The organism is Ensifer sp. Root31 (genome assembly GCF_001424825.1).
In the GTDB taxonomy this organism is placed as follows: domain Bacteria; phylum Pseudomonadota; class Alphaproteobacteria; order Rhizobiales; family Rhizobiaceae; genus Ensifer; species Ensifer canadensis.
On sequence record NZ_LMCO01000040.1, the window covers coordinates 1 to 17,260 of the forward strand.

A 17,260-nucleotide genomic window follows, 5' to 3' on the forward strand; every position below is an offset into this window, starting at 1 on the left:
CCCGCCGAAACTCGCGTCCCGACCAATCAGCATCCGCCAATCAAGGAAACCTTAAAACGAAGGACATCGTCGCCAGCAGCGCCGCCGCCCTCGTCAGTGATCGGGCTTATAGAGGAGCCTCAGCCCGGGTGTCAACAGGCAATTTTGTAAAACTTACACAAACTGCTCTTGGGGCCTGAACCAGGACGCCAAGCCCTTAAGTTTTCCCACGTTGAAGTTGCCCGTAGAATCCGCACCCTCCAGCGCCACAATCGATGTGGATGAAGGGGACGGCACACGGAAACGAAACGTAAGCGCGCCTGATCAAGGGGACATTGTTTGAACAAACTGGAAATGTCCTGGGCGCTTGTGTTGGCGATCGGCAAGCGCCGAATGGCTATCTGCTCCTGGCTTGAATCGCCTCCGACTTGGTTGACGCCTCATTCATGTCCGCATCGATCAGCCGCCCTACCCCGCCGCCGATCGTCTGCAGAAGGCTCTTGGTAAACTCAGGCTGCAAATCGACCCAAGCGTTGCCGGGGCCATTCACGACCTTCTTGAGCATACCTTCGTCGCCGTTCAAATAGTTGGGAGATCGAGCCGCCGCAAGGGCCTCGCTGCCGCCTTATTCGTTTGATTGTTCGACACTTTCGACACGGAAGGATTGTGCCTTTGATTTACGCCCGTCAATTCGCTGTACTTGCAGCAAGTCTTCTCCTGCTTGCCGCCGCCGGCTGCCAGAAAGAACCCGAATCCACCGCTGCCCAAGCGGCAGGGCCTTGCAAGCCCGAGGCTGCGGAGACCCTGGCAGGAAAAGACAGGATTTCGGATGAAGACGCAAAACAGATAACGGGCGCGACCATCGTCCGGCAGCTGAAGCCCGGCGACCCGGCGACGATGGATTTCCGACAGGAGCGCGTGACGATCGAAACGGATCCGGCCACGGGCAAAATCGTTCGCGCGATGTGCGGATAGACGTCGGTGCAGACGTGAAATGGGCACTCCGGCGATCAATTGATCGCTGGAACGTCCGAGCTGGGTGTTGCCTATAGACGGTCGACATCGAACCGTCCGGGTAAGCGCGCGCGCCCAGGAATGTCGGCAGTGTCACCCCTCGGGGGCAGGTTCCAACGGGCAAAATCGGGGCAGGTTCCAACGGGCAAAATTACGGCAGTGCCGCCCGGCCGCCAGCCATCGGACCGGAACAAGGGCGGCAAGCGATGCCAGCACGCTGACCAGCGCCAAAAGCACAGATGGCCCGGCACCCACCGTCGCAGTTGACCCGTCGAGCCAGGAACCGACATCGAATGCCTTCAAAGCGCATTCCACTATCCGGAGTAGCGCGCTCTTGGACGGATCAGGTGGCCACTTTCCACCTGCTCCATGGCGTGGGCGAGCCAGCCGACCGTGCGCGACAGCGCGAAGATCACCATCGGCGCCTCGTCGGGTAGATCGAAGGTGGCGGCGAGCGAGGCCAGTGCGAAGTCGAGGTTAACCGGCTCGCCAAGAAGGTCTTCGCCTGCTTCGGCCAAAAGACCATAGAGGGGCAGCGCCTCGAAACTTGCCATGATCGCCTTGGCGCGTGGATCACCCTGGGGATAGAGCCGGTGGCCGAAGGCACGGACAGCGCCTTCTGAACCCAGCATGCGGCGGATCGCCTCGCGCACGCCAACTGCGTTCGCCCGCTCGACAAGCTGCGTGACGCTGAGCCAGGCGCCGCCATGGCGGGGGCCGGTCAGTGTTGCAAGTCCAGAGAGGACCGCCGCCGAAAGCGCCGCACCGGACGAGGCCGTCACGCGTGCTGCAAACGCGGAAACATTCAGTTCGTGCTCCGCCGCCAAAACCAGTGCTTTTCGGATGGGCTCGACCGCAGCAGGTCGTTTCCATCCAATTGCCAGCCGCTGATGCAATGGCAGCGGCTCGGGCCATGGCGCCAGTGCCGCCGCCACGGTCGACAACACATCAGCGGCCTCAATCCTCAAGATGGGCGAGGCACGACCAAGTGCCGGCAGGTCGTCAGCTACCCGCGCGGCAAGGTTCATCAAGGCTGCGGCCAAACGGGATCGACCCGCCAACGTATCATCGGCCGCACGGACAGTGATCGTGGGTGTCTGCCACAGCAGGGTCGCAACGTCTTCCAGATCGGCTGTCAACGAGAGCTCAACCGCATCATGGCTACGATAAGACAGGCGTCCATCGGCAATACTGGAGATCGTCGTGGGTAGGACCGGGTCGCCCCAGCGGATCGCCTCGGCGGCGACGGCCGATGCTCGCGGGCGGCCCGCGTGACGTTCCGCCAGCCGCCTGACATCGTCAGCCTGATAAAGGCTACGGCGCGGGTCGACTGGATCAGCCTTCGCGCGTATGCGCCCACGGCTCACATTCGCATAAAGCGTCTGCGGTTTGGTGCCGAGCTGACTGAGCGCCTCCTCAGCGGTGATCCAGAGCGTGTTCATATTGATCAAATTTATCAAGATTGACGTCAATACATCTTAGCCGGACCATTCTCCCGGTAAAGGAGAAACATCTATGAAAAACGGACTTGAAGATGTCATCGCCGCTGAAACGCAGCTCTCGGATGTGGATGGCGAGGCCGGTCGACTGGTCATTCGTGGTGTGTCGCTCGAACACCTCGTTGATGACGCCAGCTATGAGGATGTCGTTATCCTTCTGCTTGGTGGCCTGATCGAAGGAAATCTGCAGAAGGAGGAACTGCGCCGACGTCTGGGGCACATGCGGACAGAGGTCTTCGCAGATATCCGGACTATCGACGACCATATGCTGGAATTGCCACCCGTCGACATCATGCGCGCGCTCATCGCGCGGCTGCCTGATGGTGACGATCTCAAGGCAGCGCTCCGCCTGCTTGCTGCACCCGCCGTCTTCCTGCCGGCGATCCTGCGCCTGAAGAATGGCGACAAGCCGATTGCCCCATCGTCGTCGCTCTCCCAATCGGCAGACATTCTCGCGATGCTCGGCGGCGGGCTGCCGAGCGCGGAAAAGGTCAAAGCACTCGATGCCTATCTCGTGACGATTTCCGACCATGGCCTTAACGCTTCGACTTTCGCGTCAAGGGTGATCGCCTCCACGGGAGCCGGCCTCACCTCGTCCGTCCTCGGGGCGATCGGTGCCCTCAAGGGGCCACTTCATGGCGGCGCGCCCGGACCGGTGCTCGACATGCTCGATGCGATCGGAACGCAAGAGAACGCTAAACGATGGCTCAACCAGGCGCTTGATCGCGGCGAACGGCTGATGGGGTTCGGCCACAGAGTGTACCGCGTCCGCGATCCCCGCGCCGATGCGCTAAAACTTGCTCTGAAGCCACTGATCGAGGCCGGGCAGGTTGATCGTGAACGCACCGAGCTCGCAAGCGCAGTCGAGCAGGCGGCGCTGGCTATCCTCAAGGAGCGCAAGCCGGACCGGCCGCTCGACGTCAATGTTGAATTTTACACGGCACTGCTTCTCGATGCGCTGGGCTTCCCGAGAGACGCGTTCACCGGCGTCTTCGCCATCGGCCGCACCATCGGCTGGATTGCCCATGCACGCGAGCAGGCGCTCAAAGGTCGCCTGATCCGCCCGCGCTCCGTTTATGTCGGGCCGCTGCCACGGGCTGCCTAAGTCACTGACATGGCGCCTGCGGCAGGCAACCGTGCAGCCGCCCACCCGCTTTGTTCAGCCTTTGCCGAAGAGCCGTTGGAGCCGGGTCGAAAACCCCGGCTCCAACGGCTGCATGACAAAGACACGCCCGATATCAGGCCTTGATGAAGGCCAGGACGTCGGCGTTGAACTTGTCGGGCTCGATCTGGGCCAGGCCGTGTGCCCCACCCTTGTAAACGATGAGCTTGGCGTCCTTTACGATCTTGGCCGTCTTTGCGGCGGATGCGGCAAACGGAACGATCTGGTCGTCATCGCCGTGGATCACCAGCGTCGGGCGATCGATCTTCTTCAGGTCGTCGGTGTAGTCGACTTCGGAGAATTCGCGGACGCAATCATAGTGACCCTTGATCGAGCCGACCATCCCCTGCAGCCAGAAGGATTCGCGAAGCCCGTCATTCATCTTCGCGCCTTCGAGGTTGAAGCCATAGAAGGGAAGAGTGAGTTCCTTGAAGAACTGCGAGCGATCGCCCGCGGTGCCCTTGCGAATGCCGTCGAAAACCTCAATCGGCGTTCCTTCTGGATTCGCCGCAGTCTTCAGCATGAGCGGAGGGACCGCGCCGACGAGAACCACCTTTGCAACGCGCCCGCTGCCGTGACGGCCGATATAATGGGCCACTTCGCCGCCGCCGGTCGAATGCCCGATCAGGATCGCATCCTTGAGGTCGAGTTTCTCGATCAGTTCCGCCAGATCGTCGGCATACTGATCCATGTTGTTGCCGTCCCACGGCTGGTCCGAACGACCATGGCCGCGCCTATCGTGGGCGATGACGCGGTAGCCGTTCTGCCCGAAGAACAGCATCTGGGCTTCCCAGGCGTCGCCCGATAGCGGCCAGCCGTGGGAGAAGACGATCGGCTGTCCCTTGCCCCAATCCTTGTAGAAGATGTTGGTGCCGTCCTTGGTAGTGATGAAACTCATGGGGTTCTCTCCATCTGGTGTTGGGATCGGGTTCTGGGCGCCAAGGCCGAGGCCGGGCAGAAACAAGGTGGCGCCAACTGCGCCGGCGGTCCTGAGGACCGTTCGGCGGGCAACTGGAAAAAGCGCGTTCCAATCTGTCATGGCGTCTCCTTGATGTTGTCTCTCGCCTGCGTCAGGCGCTCCGGCCCGACGCTCAGCAGGTGGCGAACGAGCGGAGCTGCGTCGCCGCGATGGAATTTGCGCACCTCCTGCTGCAGGTCGGCATCGGCCTTGGAGACCCGTCGATGCTGGCGCAGGTGCTCGGCCCAGGATTCGACGAAGAACCATTCGACCATGATCTCGGGATCAGCAGTGTCTTCCGTCACACCCCAGCCATAGGCACCGTCCCGCCGCCGTTCCGAAGAAAGCCTGTAGAGAGCGCTCGTGAACCCCTGTCGATCGGCGGGATCGACGCGATATTCTATCGTGATCAGCACGGGGCCGCGGTCATTGTCGATCGGCGAGGCCGTCAACGGCTCGGGCCAGTGATTGGAGGCGACCAGATCAGCCTCACCGGCAGGCAGCTTCACGAGGTGAAACACCACGCCAACGACCACCAGCCCGGCGGCGCCGACCAGAAGGGTCGCCGGAACGCCAAGGAGTTCCGCTATGGCACCCCAGGCCAGGCTTCCGGCGGTCATCGCGCCGTTGAACACCGTGAGGTAGACCGCAAGCGCCCTACCGCGCACCCAGTTCGGCAGGATCGCCTGAGCCGCGCCGTTGAGTGTCGTCAGCGCGGTTATCCATGCGGCCCCGAGGCTCAGCAACAGGATGATCGCCACCCATTGCGGCGGTGCAGATGACAAGCCGGCCATGACGACGGCCGTGACCAGCGCGGCGGCGAGCAACAGCCCATCTGCACTGAGGAGCCTACGCAGCCGCGGCATGACGAGGGCGCCGCCGATCGCTCCGGCTCCTACGGCCCCGAGAAGGACCCCGTAAAAGCCGGCATCCCCGCCGAGCAGGTTGCGTGCAACGAGCGGCAGCAGCGCCCAGACGGCGCTCGAAAACGCGAAGAACACGGCAGCGCGCAGCAGCACCACGTGCAGTTCGCGGCTGGCGCGCGCATAGCGCAGACCCGCACGAAATGCGCCGGCGAACTTCTCCGACAAGCCATCGTCCGCACCGGGTGCACGCCGCCACCAAAGCAGGGCCGCGATGACGAAGAGATAGCTCGCAACGTCGGTCGCATAGGTAATGGCCGCACCGAAGCTCGCAAGGATGAGCCCGCCGACCGCAGGGCCAATGGCACGCGAGATGTTGATGCCGAGCGAGTTCAGCGCGACGGCGCTCTTCAACTCCTGCCGTGTGACGAGTTCGGGAACGATCGATTGCCAGGTGGGTGCCATCAGCGCAGCACCTATGCCGCCAAGAAAGGTCAGCGCCACGAGCGAGCTGACGCTCTGCAATCCGGTCGCCGAAAGCAGCATGAGTCCGATGCTGACGGACGCCAGCAGAAGTTGGATGACGATCAGAAACCGGCGGCGATCAAGGATATCAGACAGAACGCCCGCAGGTATGGCGAGCAGGAAGATCGGCAGGGTCGCAGCCGCCTGAACCATGGCAACGGCCGCCGGAGCACCGGAGAGATCGGTCACCAGCCATGAACTGGCGACGTCGCGGATGAAACTGCCGGTATTGCCGATGACGGTGGCCACCCAAAGGACGGCAAAGACGGGCTGGCGCAGCGGTGCAAAGCCGCCTGCGGCCGGCGGCGGCGTGACATTCTGGGTCATGGCAGCGGTTCGCCTCCCGCCTCGTTTCGACGGTCAAGATCGTACCACGCGACCAGCAGGAAGGCGCCGGCAAGGCCGAGATGCTCGAAGAAGGCGTTGGTCGCCATGAACCGATCCTGGCCGGGGGCCAGCTCCCAGAAGCGCAAGGCGATGAAGGTAGCGGCGAGCGTGAACGCGGCGAGGCCGAGAGCGGCAAGCCAACGCAGAATGCCTGCGAGGATCATGGCCGAGGCGAGAAGTTCGAAGACGATCACCGCCACCGCGAACAGCGCGGCCGGCTGAAGTCCGAAATGGTTCATCTCGCCGAGAGCGGCATCAAAGTCGAGGATCTTCGTCAAAGGCCCCTGGATATAGGCGGCGCAGAGCCCAAGATGGGCGATGAACCGAATAGCGGGCGTGGTCACAAACGGCTGGACACCGGCCGCCAGCCGCGACGCAATTGTGGAGGAATGTGTCATTGCGGCTCCCTCCTCACACCGCCCAGCAGGCGCAGCCGAGCGCGCCGAAGAAACCCTTGAGATCGGCGATCGGCAGGCGTGATGTCCAGGCGCCGGCGTGGTCGTGGCCGTGGACATTGCAGTCGTTCAGGCATCCGCATGTGGAGATTGCGGTGCGGCGAAGGCTTCGTTTGCCGGCACCTTCCGGCTCGCCCCAGGCGGCATAGCCACCGAAGGTCCTGACCGGCGACCAGTCGGGCATGGCGGGCGGCACCGGGTTTTCGTCATGGGTGGCGAAGTCACCGGCGGCATAGACGACCTTGCCGCCGACCACCGTCAGCTCGGACGTCAGGAACGAGATCTCGTCCTCGGCACAGGCGAAGAAGTCCTTGTTCGGCACGATCAGGTCGGCGAACTGGCCGTTTTCGATCCGGCCTTTCTTGCCTTCCTCGTTGGAAAACCAGGTGACCTTTTCGGTCCACATCCGCAGCGCCGTCTCGCGATCGAGGCAATTGGCGCGCGGATAGAGTTGCAGCCCGCCCACCGTCTTGCCGGTCACCATCCAGGACAGCGAGACCCAGGGATTGTAGGAGGCGACACGGGTGGCATCGGTACCGGCGGAAACATTGACGCCCTTGTCGAGCATCCGTTTGATCGGCGGTGTCGCTTCGGCGACGCCGTGGCCGTAGCGCTCGACAAAATATTCGCCCTGATAGGCCATGCGATGCTGGGTTGCGATGCCGCCGCCAAGCGCCGCGATCCGGTCGATCGAGCGCTCGGAAATTGTCTCGGCATGGTCGAAGAACCAGTTCAGGCCTTCAAGCGGAATGTCCTTGTTGACCTTCTCGAACACGTCGAGGGCGCGGGAGATCGTCTCGTCATAGGTGGCATGAAGACGCCAGGGCCAGCGGTTTTCGGCAAGGATGCGCACCACCTCTTCCAGTTCGCCTTCCATTTCCGGAGCCATCTCCGGGCGTGGCTGGCGGAAATCCTCAAAGTCCGCGGCGGAAAACACCAGCATCTCACCGGCGCCGTTGTGGCGGAAATAGTCGTTGCCCTGCTTGTATTTGACCGAGGAGGTCCAGTTGAGGAAGTCCTCTTTCTCCTGTTTGGGCTTCTGGGTGAAGAGATTATAGGCCAGCCTCACGGTCATCTGCCCCTCGTCGGACAGTTTTTGGATGACCTCGTAATCATCGGGATAGTTCTGAAAGCCGCCACCAGCATCGATCACGCCGGTTACGCCCAGACGATTGAGTTCGCGCATGAAATGGCGGGTCGAATTGACCTGATAATCGAGCGGCAGTTTCGGCCCTTTGGCGAGCGTCGAATAGAGAATGCCGGCATTGGGCTTGGCGAGCAGCAGACCGGTCGGATTGCCCTGGGTGTCGCGGGTGATTTCGCCGCCCGGCGGGTTCGGCGTATCCTTGGTGTAGCCGACGGCCCTGAGCGCTGCGCCGTTGAGGAGCGCACGGTCGTAGAGATGCAACAGGAAGACGGGCGTGTCGGGCGCGATCGCATTGATCTCCTCGATCGTCGGCAGGCGCTTTTCAACGAACTGATGCTCGGTAAAGCCGCCGACGACCCGCACCCATTGCGGCGCTGGCGTGATCGCCACTTGGCGCTTCAGCATATCCATGGCGTCGGCGAGCGAGCGCACCCCGTCCCATCGCAGCTCCATGTTGAAGTTCAGGCCGCCGCGGACGACATGGGTGTGGTTGTCGATCAGCCCGGGCAAAACCCGCTTGCCCTTCAGATCGATGATCCTGGTGTCGGGACCGGCGAGCGCCATGATCTCCTGATCCTGGCCGACGGCGAGAAACCTGCCGTCCTTGATTGCGACCGCGCTGGCGTTGGGATTGGAGCGGTCAAGCGTGGTGACGAGCCCGTGATGCAGGATAAGATCGGCGTCCATCGGATTGTCTCCCTTGGTCGAAACGGTGTCGGCGGCAAGCGCCGGCGAAAACAGCGAGGGGAAGGCGAGCGTCGAGGCTGCCCCCAGAAAGCCGCGGCGTGTCGGCATCAGCCCACCTCGCCTTTCGAAGAGCGGTCGCGCGTGGCCACGTCATGGTCGGTTCCCGTCGGCAGCGCACCGAAAACGTGGGGCACGCAACGGCTGTTGAACCAGGAGACGGTGACCGGCGCGCCAGAGACCAGCCGCTTGACGAGCGGAACGGCCTGTTCGCCGACGAGGATGCCGAGCAGGCCAAGCAGGGCGATCACGGGCGGCGCCGGCGAGCGTACATTCAGCAGTCCGTAGATGACACCGACCAGCAGACCGACACCGAGCGACAGAAGATACATTTTCATCGAGTTCTCCTCACGGGACGGGTTGCCCGCTTCTCCGTCCCGCCGACTGGCGAGACGGCAACCTTCGGAATGAGGACGATCAGTGGCCTTCGGAGGCGCCGAACATCGTCTTGGCGTAGATAATGCCGAGGCCGTAGGCGCCGCCGAACTTCTTGGCGATACCGGTCGTCATGTCGTAGGTCTCGGTGCGGGCCCAGTCGCGCTGGAGTTCCAGCATATATTGCAGCGACGTCATCGGCCGAACGCCAGCCTGGACCATGCGGTCCATCGCCCGATCGTGTGCCTCGTCCGAGACGTCACCGCAGGCATCGGCAATCACATAAACCTCGAAGCCCTGATCGAGCGCAGAGAGCGTCGGGCCGACGATGCAGACGCTGGTCCAGAGGCCGCAAAAGACCAGCCGCTTCTTGCCGATGGCGTTGACATTGTCGATGACGGCGGCGTCTTCCCAGGTGTTCATCGAGGTACGGTCGAGAAGGCCCTGGCCTGGAAAGGCATCGGTGATCTCTGAGAACATCGGGCCCGAGAAAGCCTTCTCCGCCACCGTCGTCAGAATGGTGGAAACGCCGAAGCCGGCGGCCGCATGCGCGACCAGCGCCGCATTGTTGCGCAGCAAGACAGCATCGATCGACTTCGTCGCAAAGGCCATCTGCGACTGGAAATCGATCATGATCAGCGTGTGGTCTTTCGGCGAAACCAGGAGGCTGCCGGGCGTCGGCGTGGCGTTTAAGGTCATGGTCATCATCTCCTCGATGTCCTGGATTCTGAAGATCCGCAGGGAATGACCCGACTATGCCCGAGCCGGGCTGCCCGTTCTTGTCGGATATGCTGATGTTTTGAACATTCTGCCCGAGATACATCGCAAGCAAAGCGCAAAAGTCATATTGGAAGCAACGGCATAAGGATGGAGCGCGTGCCGCCGCAAGCAAGGCCCGCGCGCGGCCAGACCGCTAGGCCCTGCGACTGCGCCGCCATGCGCCGGGGGATGCCCCCGTCGCCCGGGCAAAGACGCGCGTGAAGTGGCTCTGATCGGCAAAGCCGCTGGCGACCGCGATTTCACCGATCGTCAGCGACGAAAATTCCAGCATGTCGCGCGCCCTGTCCAACCGCTGCTGCAGGAACCATTGGAACGGCGTGATACCCAGTGTTTGGCGAAAGGCGCGCAGGAACGTGCCCTGTGACAGATGACAAGCCTCAGCGAGTTCCTCGATCGACAAATCGCCGCCAAGCCTGCTTCGCATTAGTTCCTGCACGATCGACAGGCTGCGCGCCGAGAGCCTGCGCCCCTTGATCGCCGCCCCCGACGTCGTGCGGTGGCTCGCACTGCCGTAGTGTTGAGCGACGTGGATTCCGATCGCCACCGACAATTGGTCGACGAACAAGGGGCTTCTCTCCAATTGGCCGTTCATGTCTGCAAACAGCGCCGCCATCAGCCCGCCCAACACTGGATCGGCCCGCTCGCCGACCGCACACAGTTCGCGGACACCGCTCAGATCGGCGCAGTCGGCCATCCGCTCGATCGCGCTGTGCCCCACCTCGAGCAAAACAAAATCGAAGCTGCCGGAGAGATCCGCCTGATAGGGATCGTGAAAGTTTCGGAGGTAGACGGAGTTCTCGTCGAACTCATGCATTGTCTCGTGATGTTCGTGAAGGATCCGCCGGCGATGGCCCCCCGACAGTGACAGGCCGAGCAGATAACCGCGGTTGTTGGCCGGCGTGTGCACGCGCTCGCGCGGTGCGGCCTGCGCTTTCTTGCGATAAAAAGTCAACCCGGCGCCGTCGATCCGCCGGTCTTCGTCGAGGCCAGCCACTGTACATCCGAAACTGTCGCGGGGTGGAGGTGCGATCGCGATCGAAGAAGCTGCTGTCATACCTCCGCCTCCGCACAACTTCGCTGCCTGTCCGCGACCACGAGGGTGCCGACTGCGGCGGTCTCAACTTTTGCACGACACCGCTTCGCCAGCGTGCTTGCGCAGCATTGCGTCCGAACATCACGATCATATGAACCGAATGGCTGTCTTGTCGATGGCATCGCGACTATTGTCTTCCGTCACAGGGGCGCTTTTTCCAGCTCCAGGCGTCGGGTACGCCGGAAGCGCGCTGGCGTTTCGCCGGCGATCGCCACGAATGTCTTAGTCATATGGCTCTGATCGGCAAAGCCGCAGGATATGGCAATCTCTGCGATCGGCACGTTCTTCAACAACAACTCCTTCGCACGGGTAACCCGATATTCGGCCAGCCACCGCAAAGGCGTACAGCCGAAGCTCACCTTGAATGCCTTGATGAAATAGCTTTTCGACAACGCACAGGCCTCGGCAAGCTCGCTGAGCGAGAATTGCCCATCGACATGGCCCGAGAGAAAGTCGAGCGCCCTTTTCTCCTGCCACGCAGCCAACGTCCCCTTGCGCTCTTTGGGTAGATAGAGCCCGCCATAGGTCTGCATCAAATGCGTCAAAATCGCGAGGCTCACCTGGTCGAGAAAGAGCTGACTTGCCTCTTGCGGTCTCTCGAAAGCTGGAAGCAATGCCTGCGCTAGCCCCAGCATGACGCCGTCATGCGTGCCCGGCGCACAGCGCAGACCGGTAAAGTCAGGCCGTCCCTGTTCAGTCGCAAAGGCGCGCATCTGCGAGAACGGTATCTGAAGGCGCACATTGTCAAAGGGCGACAGGTGATGGCAGCGCCATTCCTCGCGCAGGTCGGTGATGGCAAGCGCTCCCTTGCGATGCCCGCCCTCAAAGACAAGGGTGCCGCCCCGCCACAGCCGATGCAGGCGAAAATCACTGAGCTGGGTGATGATGTTGAACGCCTCCTCGCGCCTGTTGGCAACCGCAGGACCTAGGTCGCAGCCATCACTGCTTAACCGCGTCAGGGTTATGGGGGGAACACGCAGGATCGATCGGCGCAAGGCGCCCACTTCGCTGGCCGTTTCTGGACGAGACTCTAAGTTCAACAAAATTCCCCGAAAGTGCACCAGGCATTCAAGCAATGCAGAATACGATACACTGCCGCCAACAATCAATTCCGTCCCGCGAGCGGCGCTAATGCAGAGGTGCGCTCCGCCAGGCTTGTGGTGTCGTACCGGTCTCCCCCAGAAACACCGTCGTGAAATGGCTGAGGCTGCTGAAGCCGCAAAGGAACGCGATCGAGCCCAGAGGCAGTGAACTCGCGCGCAGAAGCTGCTTGGCCTGAACAACGCGCCGGCGCATCTGCAATTGATGGGGCGCCCGTGTCGCTTCCTGCCGAATGTGGAACGCCGTCGGATCATTGGATCCGTCGAAAGGATTTCCGCCGTCGTCGCCCTGCATCTCGGCCGAATGGTGGTGCAGAAGATGGGCGCAAACGGCCACGGCGACATGCTGCAGCAGCTCGGGTGGGCTGCTGTCCATACGTTCAAAAAGGGCCAGAAGCGCCAGTCCGAGACTGCAGAGTATCGAGTCCACTTCGCCACGCCGGCACACCAGCCGTTGTGGCGTGACCGTCGGTGACAGGGCGGCGACTTCCGCGATCAGATTCTTGGGAAGGACGAAAGCAAGCGCACTCAGGTCGCTATGGAGCGCGATCGAGGCCCCCTGGCGCAGATCGACGAGACATATCGAGCCGCGCACGTATCGGCGAACAGCAGACCTCTCGCCGTTTACCTTGATGTCCGCATGTTCGGCATCATCTAGGTAAAGCATCAGAAAATAGGCTTCACATGCGGGCAGAGCCACTTCTGGCCGCTGCGCCCGCGTCAAACGCCTTCGAATTCGGGTGACCGAAAAGACCGCTGCCTCCATCGGGATCGTCGTGAGGCACGGAGCGTCCGGCGTTCCAAAATAGCGCCCCACGCACCCCATTTCCGGACAAGGAGAAGTCAACTCTAGCCTCCCAACCGACGCACTGCGTCATGGCCAAAGCATTGCAAACATTTGATCAAAAACCTCGGTGCATCCGAGACTGGCATGCAAGACCCATCATGGCACGAGACCGTTTTTCGCGACCGCTCTGGCCTCATGGAATGTCTACCGGTTCATCTTTTGCCCACCGTAGGGGCAATCCGCGCGCAGCGACAAGGGCTTCGCGCGGATTCAGTCGGGAATGTTCAAAAAGGAAGACCGTCGTTCAATAAGATGGGATCCGCCTAGCCAAAAATCGCGCTGGGCCAGACGTTCATGGCTATCGCCAGAAGCGTTTCGCATCCACCAGATCGACACACAGACGTCTTCGGCCGCGTCAACCGGGCCCCTTCTCATTGCCTTTTGCGATCAGGACGCCGCTGCCGGAACCCCGGACAGTCTCGGACGTTGCATTGACCGGTCACGTAATTCTAACCAACATCGGGAGTTCTGCGAAAATCTCCGCGCTTGAAGACCTCCGCCAGGATCCTGGTCCCCATATCTGCTTCTTGTTCGGAGAGCCCCGAAAATCCAAGCAGCAACCTGGATGTGTCCGATGAAGCGACATTCATGCGGGAAAGGGGCATCACAACAACGCCCTTCTTTAGCGCAGCCTGTGAGACGGTGGTGTCGTTGCTCCAGGTCCCTGTGCTGCGCACGGTCAGATTGATGCCCTGATCCGGCAGCAAAATGTCGAGATGTTCGCTGGTACGGTCTTTCAAGAGATTTGCAAGCAAATCGCGTGAGGCACGCAGACGCTCTCTGAGCCGGCGCAGATGCGCCGGAAAATATCCCTCATTGAAAAAGTCGCCGACGACACGCTGCTGAAACGTCGGGGGACAACGGTCAAGCGCGGGACGCACGGCTCTGAATACTGGTACCAGATCCATCGGAACCACGAGATAGCCGATGCGCAGGCTCGGCAGCAGGGCCTTGCTGAACGTCCCCGTATAAAGCACCCGGCCGGCCTGATCGAGGCCCTGAAGCGATGCGATCGGATGCCCATCGTAGCGAAACTCGCTGTCATAATCGTCCTCGACGATCCAGCAGCCATTCTCCCGCGCATAAGCGAGCAACTCCAGCCGCCGGGGCAGCGAGAGGACGGAACCGACGGGGTACTGGTTGGATGGCGTCACATAGACCAGCGTCGGCGGCAGGGAGCAGGCAGCCAACTTTTCCGTCATGATGCCGTCGGCATCAACGGGAAGACCGATGATTTTTACGCCATTCAGTGCCAGGCATTGTCTGGCCGGCGGATAACAGGGGTCTTCGACGACAGCCGTATCGCCCGGCGTCATCAGGACGCGGAACGCGAGATCAAGCGCTTGCTGGGTCCCGGCGGTGATGAATATCTGCTCGGCCGCGCAACGCACCCCGCGTGAAGCGGCCAGATGAGCCGCAATGGCGCTCCGCAGATCGAATTCGCCCTGAATGTCGCCGTAGCCTTCAGCGGCATAGTTCATGTGCCGGCCAGCAATGCGGTTTAGCAATCTCGCTGTCCGATCGTCATGAGCGATACGCCCCGTGACAAACGGCAAAACCTTCTGCGGTTCGAGGCTAGGCCCGGAGGTGAGAACTCTGGTGGCCGCGTCGGAGACAGCGCGGCGGGTCGAGTAGGCGATCGTCTCATTGCGATGGTCGATTCTGGACAGCCCGCCTGGAACGCCTGACGCAATATATGTACCGGACCCATGCCGGGCGACGGCAAAACCTTCCGCGACGAGGATTTCATAGGCTTCGGCAACCGAGCCGCGTGAAAGCTTCCATTCCTTTGCGGCCAGACGTGTCGATGGCAGCCGTTGCCCGGCATCCAGCCGACCGTCAGCAATTGCACCGCGCAGGGAAAGATAGAGCTGTCTCACCAAGGGTGCTGGCGAAGAGGTATCGATGCTCGGCCGAAAACCCACCGACGGGCTCTCTCTTCGCCGTTTCAGTGTCATGGGCGCCTTTCGTCAGAGTGGCTCATCAATCTCGCCAATTGTGGCTCTGTAATCTTATCATATGTTGAATTTAAATCGAGCCACTTTCAAGCCGCCATCACAATGACGTCGGCCGGAAATTGAATTGCGCCTGCGCCGACACGGGACACCAATACGGGAAGTGGCATTGCCGTCAGTCTCGGACCTCTGTCAGCTCTGTCATTTCGGAGACTTTTATGACCCCTTCTTCGACCAGCCTGCGTATTGCCGTCCTCTTCGGCGGACGCTCGGCCGAACACGACGTTTCCGTCCTTTCGGCTACCAATGTCATGCGCGCTCTGGAGCCTGCAAAATATGATGCCGTGCCGATTTTCGTGACGCGCGAAGGTCAATGGCTGTTGAGCCACTTCGACAATGGTGTGCTTGCCAAACCTGCGAGCGGCACGCAGGTCAGCCTTGTTCCCGGCGGGCACGGACGCATGGTGGCGATTTCAGCCGAGGGAAAGATGAGCGATGCCGGTACCATCGACATTCTGTTTCCGGTATTGCACGGCCTTCATGGTGAAGATGGCTCTGTGCAGGGGCTTGCAGAGGTGGCGCGCGTACCGCTCGCCGGCTGCGGGATTCTCGGCTCGGCGACCGCACTCGACAAGGATATTGCCAAGCAGCTTCTGAGGGCCGCCGGCCTCCCGGTCGCGCGCTCGGTGACGATCCACAAGGATGCGGCACCTGATCTCGCTGTGCTCGAAGGCGAACTCGGGCTGCCGCTGTTCATCAAACCCGCCCGGCAGGGGTCATCCGTTGGCGTTAGAAAGGTATCAGGCAGCCAGGAGTTTGCGCCGGCGCTGGTCGAAGGTTTCCAGCATGATGGCAAGCTGCTTGCCGAGGAATATGTCGCTGGGCGCGAGATTGAATTCAGCGTGTTGGAAGATCCGGAAGGTGGCCTTTTCGTCTCTCGTCCCGGTGAGATCATCCCGGCCGAATCCCACGGCTTTTACAGCTACAACGCAAAATACATCGACGAGGACGGCGCGGCGCTCAAGGTACCAGCGGAACTGCCGCCCGAAGTTGAGGCAGAGATGAGGGCGGCGGCGGCAAGGGCATTCAGCGCTTTGGGCTGCGATGCCATGGCGCGTGTCGACTTCTTTCTGACGACGGGCATGACGTTCGTTGTCAACGAAGTGAACACCATTCCCGGTTTTACCGACATCAGCATGTATTCCAAGGCGATGGCGGCAAGCGGCGTCAGTTATGCCGAAATCATTGACAGGCTCATCGTGCATGGCCTGACACGTGCCGGCCGAAGCGTCTGAACATGCAAACACAGACCCGTCAAAATGAGCTCAAGCCAAGACGCCGGCATGGATCAGACGCGATCGAGGAACTCGAGCACTCGGGTGGTGAGCAACCCGGTCGCATCCGCGTCGTACGACGGGAGCGAACTGTCGGCGAAGTAGTGCTGATCGCCGGGGTACAGGAATAGCTCCGCGTCCTCGACCTTCTCCACGATCTCGCGGGCCGCGTCGATGTCGCCCTCCCCGACGAAGATCGGGTCGTTGTCCATACCGTGGATCTGGACCGCGACGCCATCAGGCCAAGGCCCAAAGGCCCACTCACCGCTGATCGGCAGGCAAGAGTAGAAGAGCAAGGCTCCGCGGGCTCCGGGCCGCGTCTGTGCCAGCTTCTGTGCCGGCAACACACCGAACGAGAACCCAGCGTAGACGAGTTCGGGAGGCAGTTCGTTCGCGACGCGGACCCCGCGCTCCCGCATTTCGTCGAATCCGACCTTGCCGATGTAGGCTAAGCCCTCGTCGATACTATGGAACGTGCGGCCGTCGAACAGGTCCGGCGTGTGCACGATGTGACCGGCGGCCCGCAAATCGTCGGCGAACGCCCGCACACCCGGGGTCAGCCCCTGTGCGTGGTGAAACAACAGGACCTCAGCCATATGGAGCCTCCGGGTGTGATGGTCGGGCGCACGTTCGATCACTCTATAGCGACGTCGCCCGGCCGGGAAGAATGCGGACACGTTATAGAGATTTCGTCCCCAGCTAGTCTTGGCCGCTGCCGAGTTCGTCGTGAACAACCCTGCCACCAAGCAGCGTCAGCACCGAGCGCAGCCGATGGATGTCGGATGCCGGCATTGTCAGATACGACCTATCCAGGACGGCGATGTTAGCCATTTTTCCCGCCGACAAGCCGCCTCGCTCGTTTTCGTGAAAGGCAATCCAAGCGGCATTGTTGGTATAGAGCCTCAGCGCCTCATGCCGGTCGAGCAAGCATGGTTCGTTCCAATCGCCAGCGGGTTTTCACTTTGCCCGTGATCGGTGGTTGCCACATCGGCTGCCAGGTTCTACCATAGGTTTCTCTGTCGGTTATCACTTGGGTATCTTTG

17 protein-coding genes are annotated in these 17,260 nt (G+C 61.5%); 3 read left to right on the forward strand and 14 right to left on the reverse strand.

Annotated elements, in window-relative coordinates:
- Nucleotides 1-376 precede the first annotated feature (376 nt).
- Nucleotides 377-544 carry a hypothetical protein gene (locus ASD00_RS40450; protein WP_156585827.1) on the reverse strand — a complete coding sequence of 56 codons (168 nt, stop codon included), beginning with the start codon at nucleotides 542-544 and terminating at the stop codon, nucleotides 377-379.
- A gap of 101 nt (nucleotides 545-645) precedes the next feature.
- Here ASD00_RS40450 and ASD00_RS27940 point away from each other — a divergent pair, with 101 nt between their 5' ends.
- Nucleotides 646-954: an I78 family peptidase inhibitor gene (locus tag ASD00_RS27940; protein ID WP_244496146.1), complete on the forward strand. Its 309-nt coding sequence runs from the start codon at nucleotides 646-648 to the stop codon at nucleotides 952-954.
- A gap of 353 nt (nucleotides 955-1,307) precedes the next feature.
- Here the strand turns inward: ASD00_RS27940 and ASD00_RS27945 are convergent, their stop codons facing one another.
- The gene (locus tag ASD00_RS27945) at nucleotides 1,308-2,435 is read right to left on the reverse strand and encodes a citrate synthase (RefSeq protein WP_057210447.1); all 1,128 of its coding nucleotides are present in this window, start codon (nucleotides 2,433-2,435) and stop codon (nucleotides 1,308-1,310) included.
- A 73-nt stretch (nucleotides 2,436-2,508) separates the two neighbouring features.
- On the opposite strand from ASD00_RS27945, the gene ASD00_RS27950 reads away from it, so the two are divergent.
- Nucleotides 2,509-3,597, forward strand: coding sequence for a citrate synthase/methylcitrate synthase (locus ASD00_RS27950; RefSeq protein ID WP_057210400.1), 1,089 nt, complete (start codon nucleotides 2,509-2,511; stop codon nucleotides 3,595-3,597).
- Nucleotides 3,598-3,730: 133 nt separating this feature from the next.
- Here the strand turns inward: ASD00_RS27950 and ASD00_RS27955 are convergent, their stop codons facing one another.
- From ASD00_RS27955 to ASD00_RS28000, 10 genes are all read right to left on the reverse strand, one after another.
- The gene (locus ASD00_RS27955) at nucleotides 3,731-4,552 is read right to left on the reverse strand and encodes an alpha/beta hydrolase (RefSeq protein ID WP_057210449.1); all 822 of its coding nucleotides are present in this window, start codon (nucleotides 4,550-4,552) and stop codon (nucleotides 3,731-3,733) included.
- Nucleotides 4,553-4,689: 137 nt separating this feature from the next.
- Nucleotides 4,690-6,327: an MFS transporter gene (locus tag ASD00_RS27960; RefSeq protein ID WP_057210402.1), complete on the reverse strand. Its 1,638-nt coding sequence runs from the start codon at nucleotides 6,325-6,327 to the stop codon at nucleotides 4,690-4,692.
- Complete coding sequence (locus ASD00_RS27965) at nucleotides 6,324-6,785, reverse strand: DoxX family protein (RefSeq protein WP_057210404.1); 462 nt, start codon at nucleotides 6,783-6,785, stop codon at nucleotides 6,324-6,326. The genes ASD00_RS27960 and ASD00_RS27965 overlap by 4 nt, the downstream gene beginning before the upstream one ends.
- A gap of 13 nt (nucleotides 6,786-6,798) precedes the next feature.
- The gene (locus ASD00_RS27970; protein WP_113569788.1) at nucleotides 6,799-8,784 is read right to left on the reverse strand and encodes an amidohydrolase; all 1,986 of its coding nucleotides are present in this window, start codon (nucleotides 8,782-8,784) and stop codon (nucleotides 6,799-6,801) included.
- A complete protein-coding gene (locus tag ASD00_RS27975; protein WP_025430081.1) occupies nucleotides 8,784-9,071 on the reverse strand; it encodes a DUF1427 family protein in 288 nt (95 codons plus the stop codon). Before ASD00_RS27975 ends, ASD00_RS27970 begins: the two co-directional genes overlap by 1 nt.
- A 79-nt stretch (nucleotides 9,072-9,150) precedes the next feature.
- The gene (locus ASD00_RS27980; RefSeq protein WP_057210453.1) at nucleotides 9,151-9,807 is read right to left on the reverse strand and encodes a hydrolase; all 657 of its coding nucleotides are present in this window, start codon (nucleotides 9,805-9,807) and stop codon (nucleotides 9,151-9,153) included.
- A 214-nt stretch (nucleotides 9,808-10,021) separates the two neighbouring features.
- On the reverse strand, nucleotides 10,022-10,942 hold the full coding sequence (locus tag ASD00_RS27985; RefSeq protein WP_057210406.1) for a helix-turn-helix domain-containing protein: 921 nt from the start codon (nucleotides 10,940-10,942) through the stop codon (nucleotides 10,022-10,024).
- 179 nt (nucleotides 10,943-11,121) lie between these two features.
- On the reverse strand, nucleotides 11,122-11,940 hold the full coding sequence (locus ASD00_RS27990) for an AraC family transcriptional regulator (protein WP_309239179.1): 819 nt from the start codon (nucleotides 11,938-11,940) through the stop codon (nucleotides 11,122-11,124).
- Nucleotides 11,941-12,109: 169 nt separating this feature from the next.
- The gene (locus tag ASD00_RS27995; protein WP_057210410.1) at nucleotides 12,110-12,847 is read right to left on the reverse strand and encodes a helix-turn-helix transcriptional regulator; all 738 of its coding nucleotides are present in this window, start codon (nucleotides 12,845-12,847) and stop codon (nucleotides 12,110-12,112) included.
- A 530-nt stretch (nucleotides 12,848-13,377) separates the two neighbouring features.
- Entirely contained in the window at nucleotides 13,378-14,409 is a 1,032-nt protein-coding gene (locus ASD00_RS28000; protein WP_244496147.1) for a PLP-dependent aminotransferase family protein, read from the reverse strand.
- A 692-nt stretch (nucleotides 14,410-15,101) separates the two neighbouring features.
- Between ASD00_RS28000 and ASD00_RS28005 the strand changes: the two genes are divergently transcribed.
- Nucleotides 15,102-16,178 carry a D-alanine--D-alanine ligase family protein gene (locus ASD00_RS28005; protein ID WP_057210413.1) on the forward strand — a complete coding sequence of 359 codons (1,077 nt, stop codon included), beginning with the start codon at nucleotides 15,102-15,104 and terminating at the stop codon, nucleotides 16,176-16,178.
- Nucleotides 16,179-16,231: 53 nt separating this feature from the next.
- Here the strand turns inward: ASD00_RS28005 and ASD00_RS28010 are convergent, their stop codons facing one another.
- Nucleotides 16,232-16,813, reverse strand: coding sequence for a dienelactone hydrolase family protein (locus tag ASD00_RS28010; RefSeq protein WP_057210415.1), 582 nt, complete (start codon nucleotides 16,811-16,813; stop codon nucleotides 16,232-16,234).
- Between the two features lie 103 nt (nucleotides 16,814-16,916).
- The gene (locus ASD00_RS28015; protein ID WP_057210417.1) at nucleotides 16,917-17,144 is read right to left on the reverse strand and encodes an amidohydrolase family protein; all 228 of its coding nucleotides are present in this window, start codon (nucleotides 17,142-17,144) and stop codon (nucleotides 16,917-16,919) included.
- Nucleotides 17,145-17,260 lie beyond the last annotated feature (116 nt).

Coding starts and splice junctions, on each gene's coding strand:
- ASD00_RS40450 (WP_156585827.1), bottom strand. CDS start 544: ATGCTCAAGAAGGTCGTGAATGGCCCCGGCAACGCTTGGGTCGATTTG.
- ASD00_RS27945 (WP_057210447.1), bottom strand. CDS start 2,435: ATGAACACGCTCTGGATCACCGCTGAGGAGGCGCTCAGTCAGCTCGGC.
- ASD00_RS27950 (WP_057210400.1), top strand. CDS start 2,509: ATGAAAAACGGACTTGAAGATGTCATCGCCGCTGAAACGCAGCTCTCG.
- ASD00_RS27955 (WP_057210449.1), bottom strand. CDS start 4,552: ATGAGTTTCATCACTACCAAGGACGGCACCAACATCTTCTACAAGGAT.
- ASD00_RS27960 (WP_057210402.1), bottom strand. CDS start 6,327: ATGACCCAGAATGTCACGCCGCCGCCGGCCGCAGGCGGCTTTGCACCG.
- ASD00_RS27965 (WP_057210404.1), bottom strand. CDS start 6,785: ATGACACATTCCTCCACAATTGCGTCGCGGCTGGCGGCCGGTGTCCAG.
- ASD00_RS27970 (WP_113569788.1), bottom strand. CDS start 8,784: ATGCCGACACGCCGCGGCTTTCTGGGGGCAGCCTCGACGCTCGCCTTC.
- ASD00_RS27975 (WP_025430081.1), bottom strand. CDS start 9,071: ATGAAAATGTATCTTCTGTCGCTCGGTGTCGGTCTGCTGGTCGGTGTC.
- ASD00_RS27980 (WP_057210453.1), bottom strand. CDS start 9,807: ATGACCTTAAACGCCACGCCGACGCCCGGCAGCCTCCTGGTTTCGCCG.
- ASD00_RS27985 (WP_057210406.1), bottom strand. CDS start 10,942: ATGACAGCAGCTTCTTCGATCGCGATCGCACCTCCACCCCGCGACAGT.
- ASD00_RS27995 (WP_057210410.1), bottom strand. CDS start 12,847: ATGGAGGCAGCGGTCTTTTCGGTCACCCGAATTCGAAGGCGTTTGACG.
- ASD00_RS28000 (WP_244496147.1), bottom strand. CDS start 14,409: ATGAACTATGCCGCTGAAGGCTACGGCGACATTCAGGGCGAATTCGAT.
- ASD00_RS28005 (WP_057210413.1), top strand. CDS start 15,102: ATGACCCCTTCTTCGACCAGCCTGCGTATTGCCGTCCTCTTCGGCGGA.
- ASD00_RS28010 (WP_057210415.1), bottom strand. CDS start 16,813: ATGGCTGAGGTCCTGTTGTTTCACCACGCACAGGGGCTGACCCCGGGT.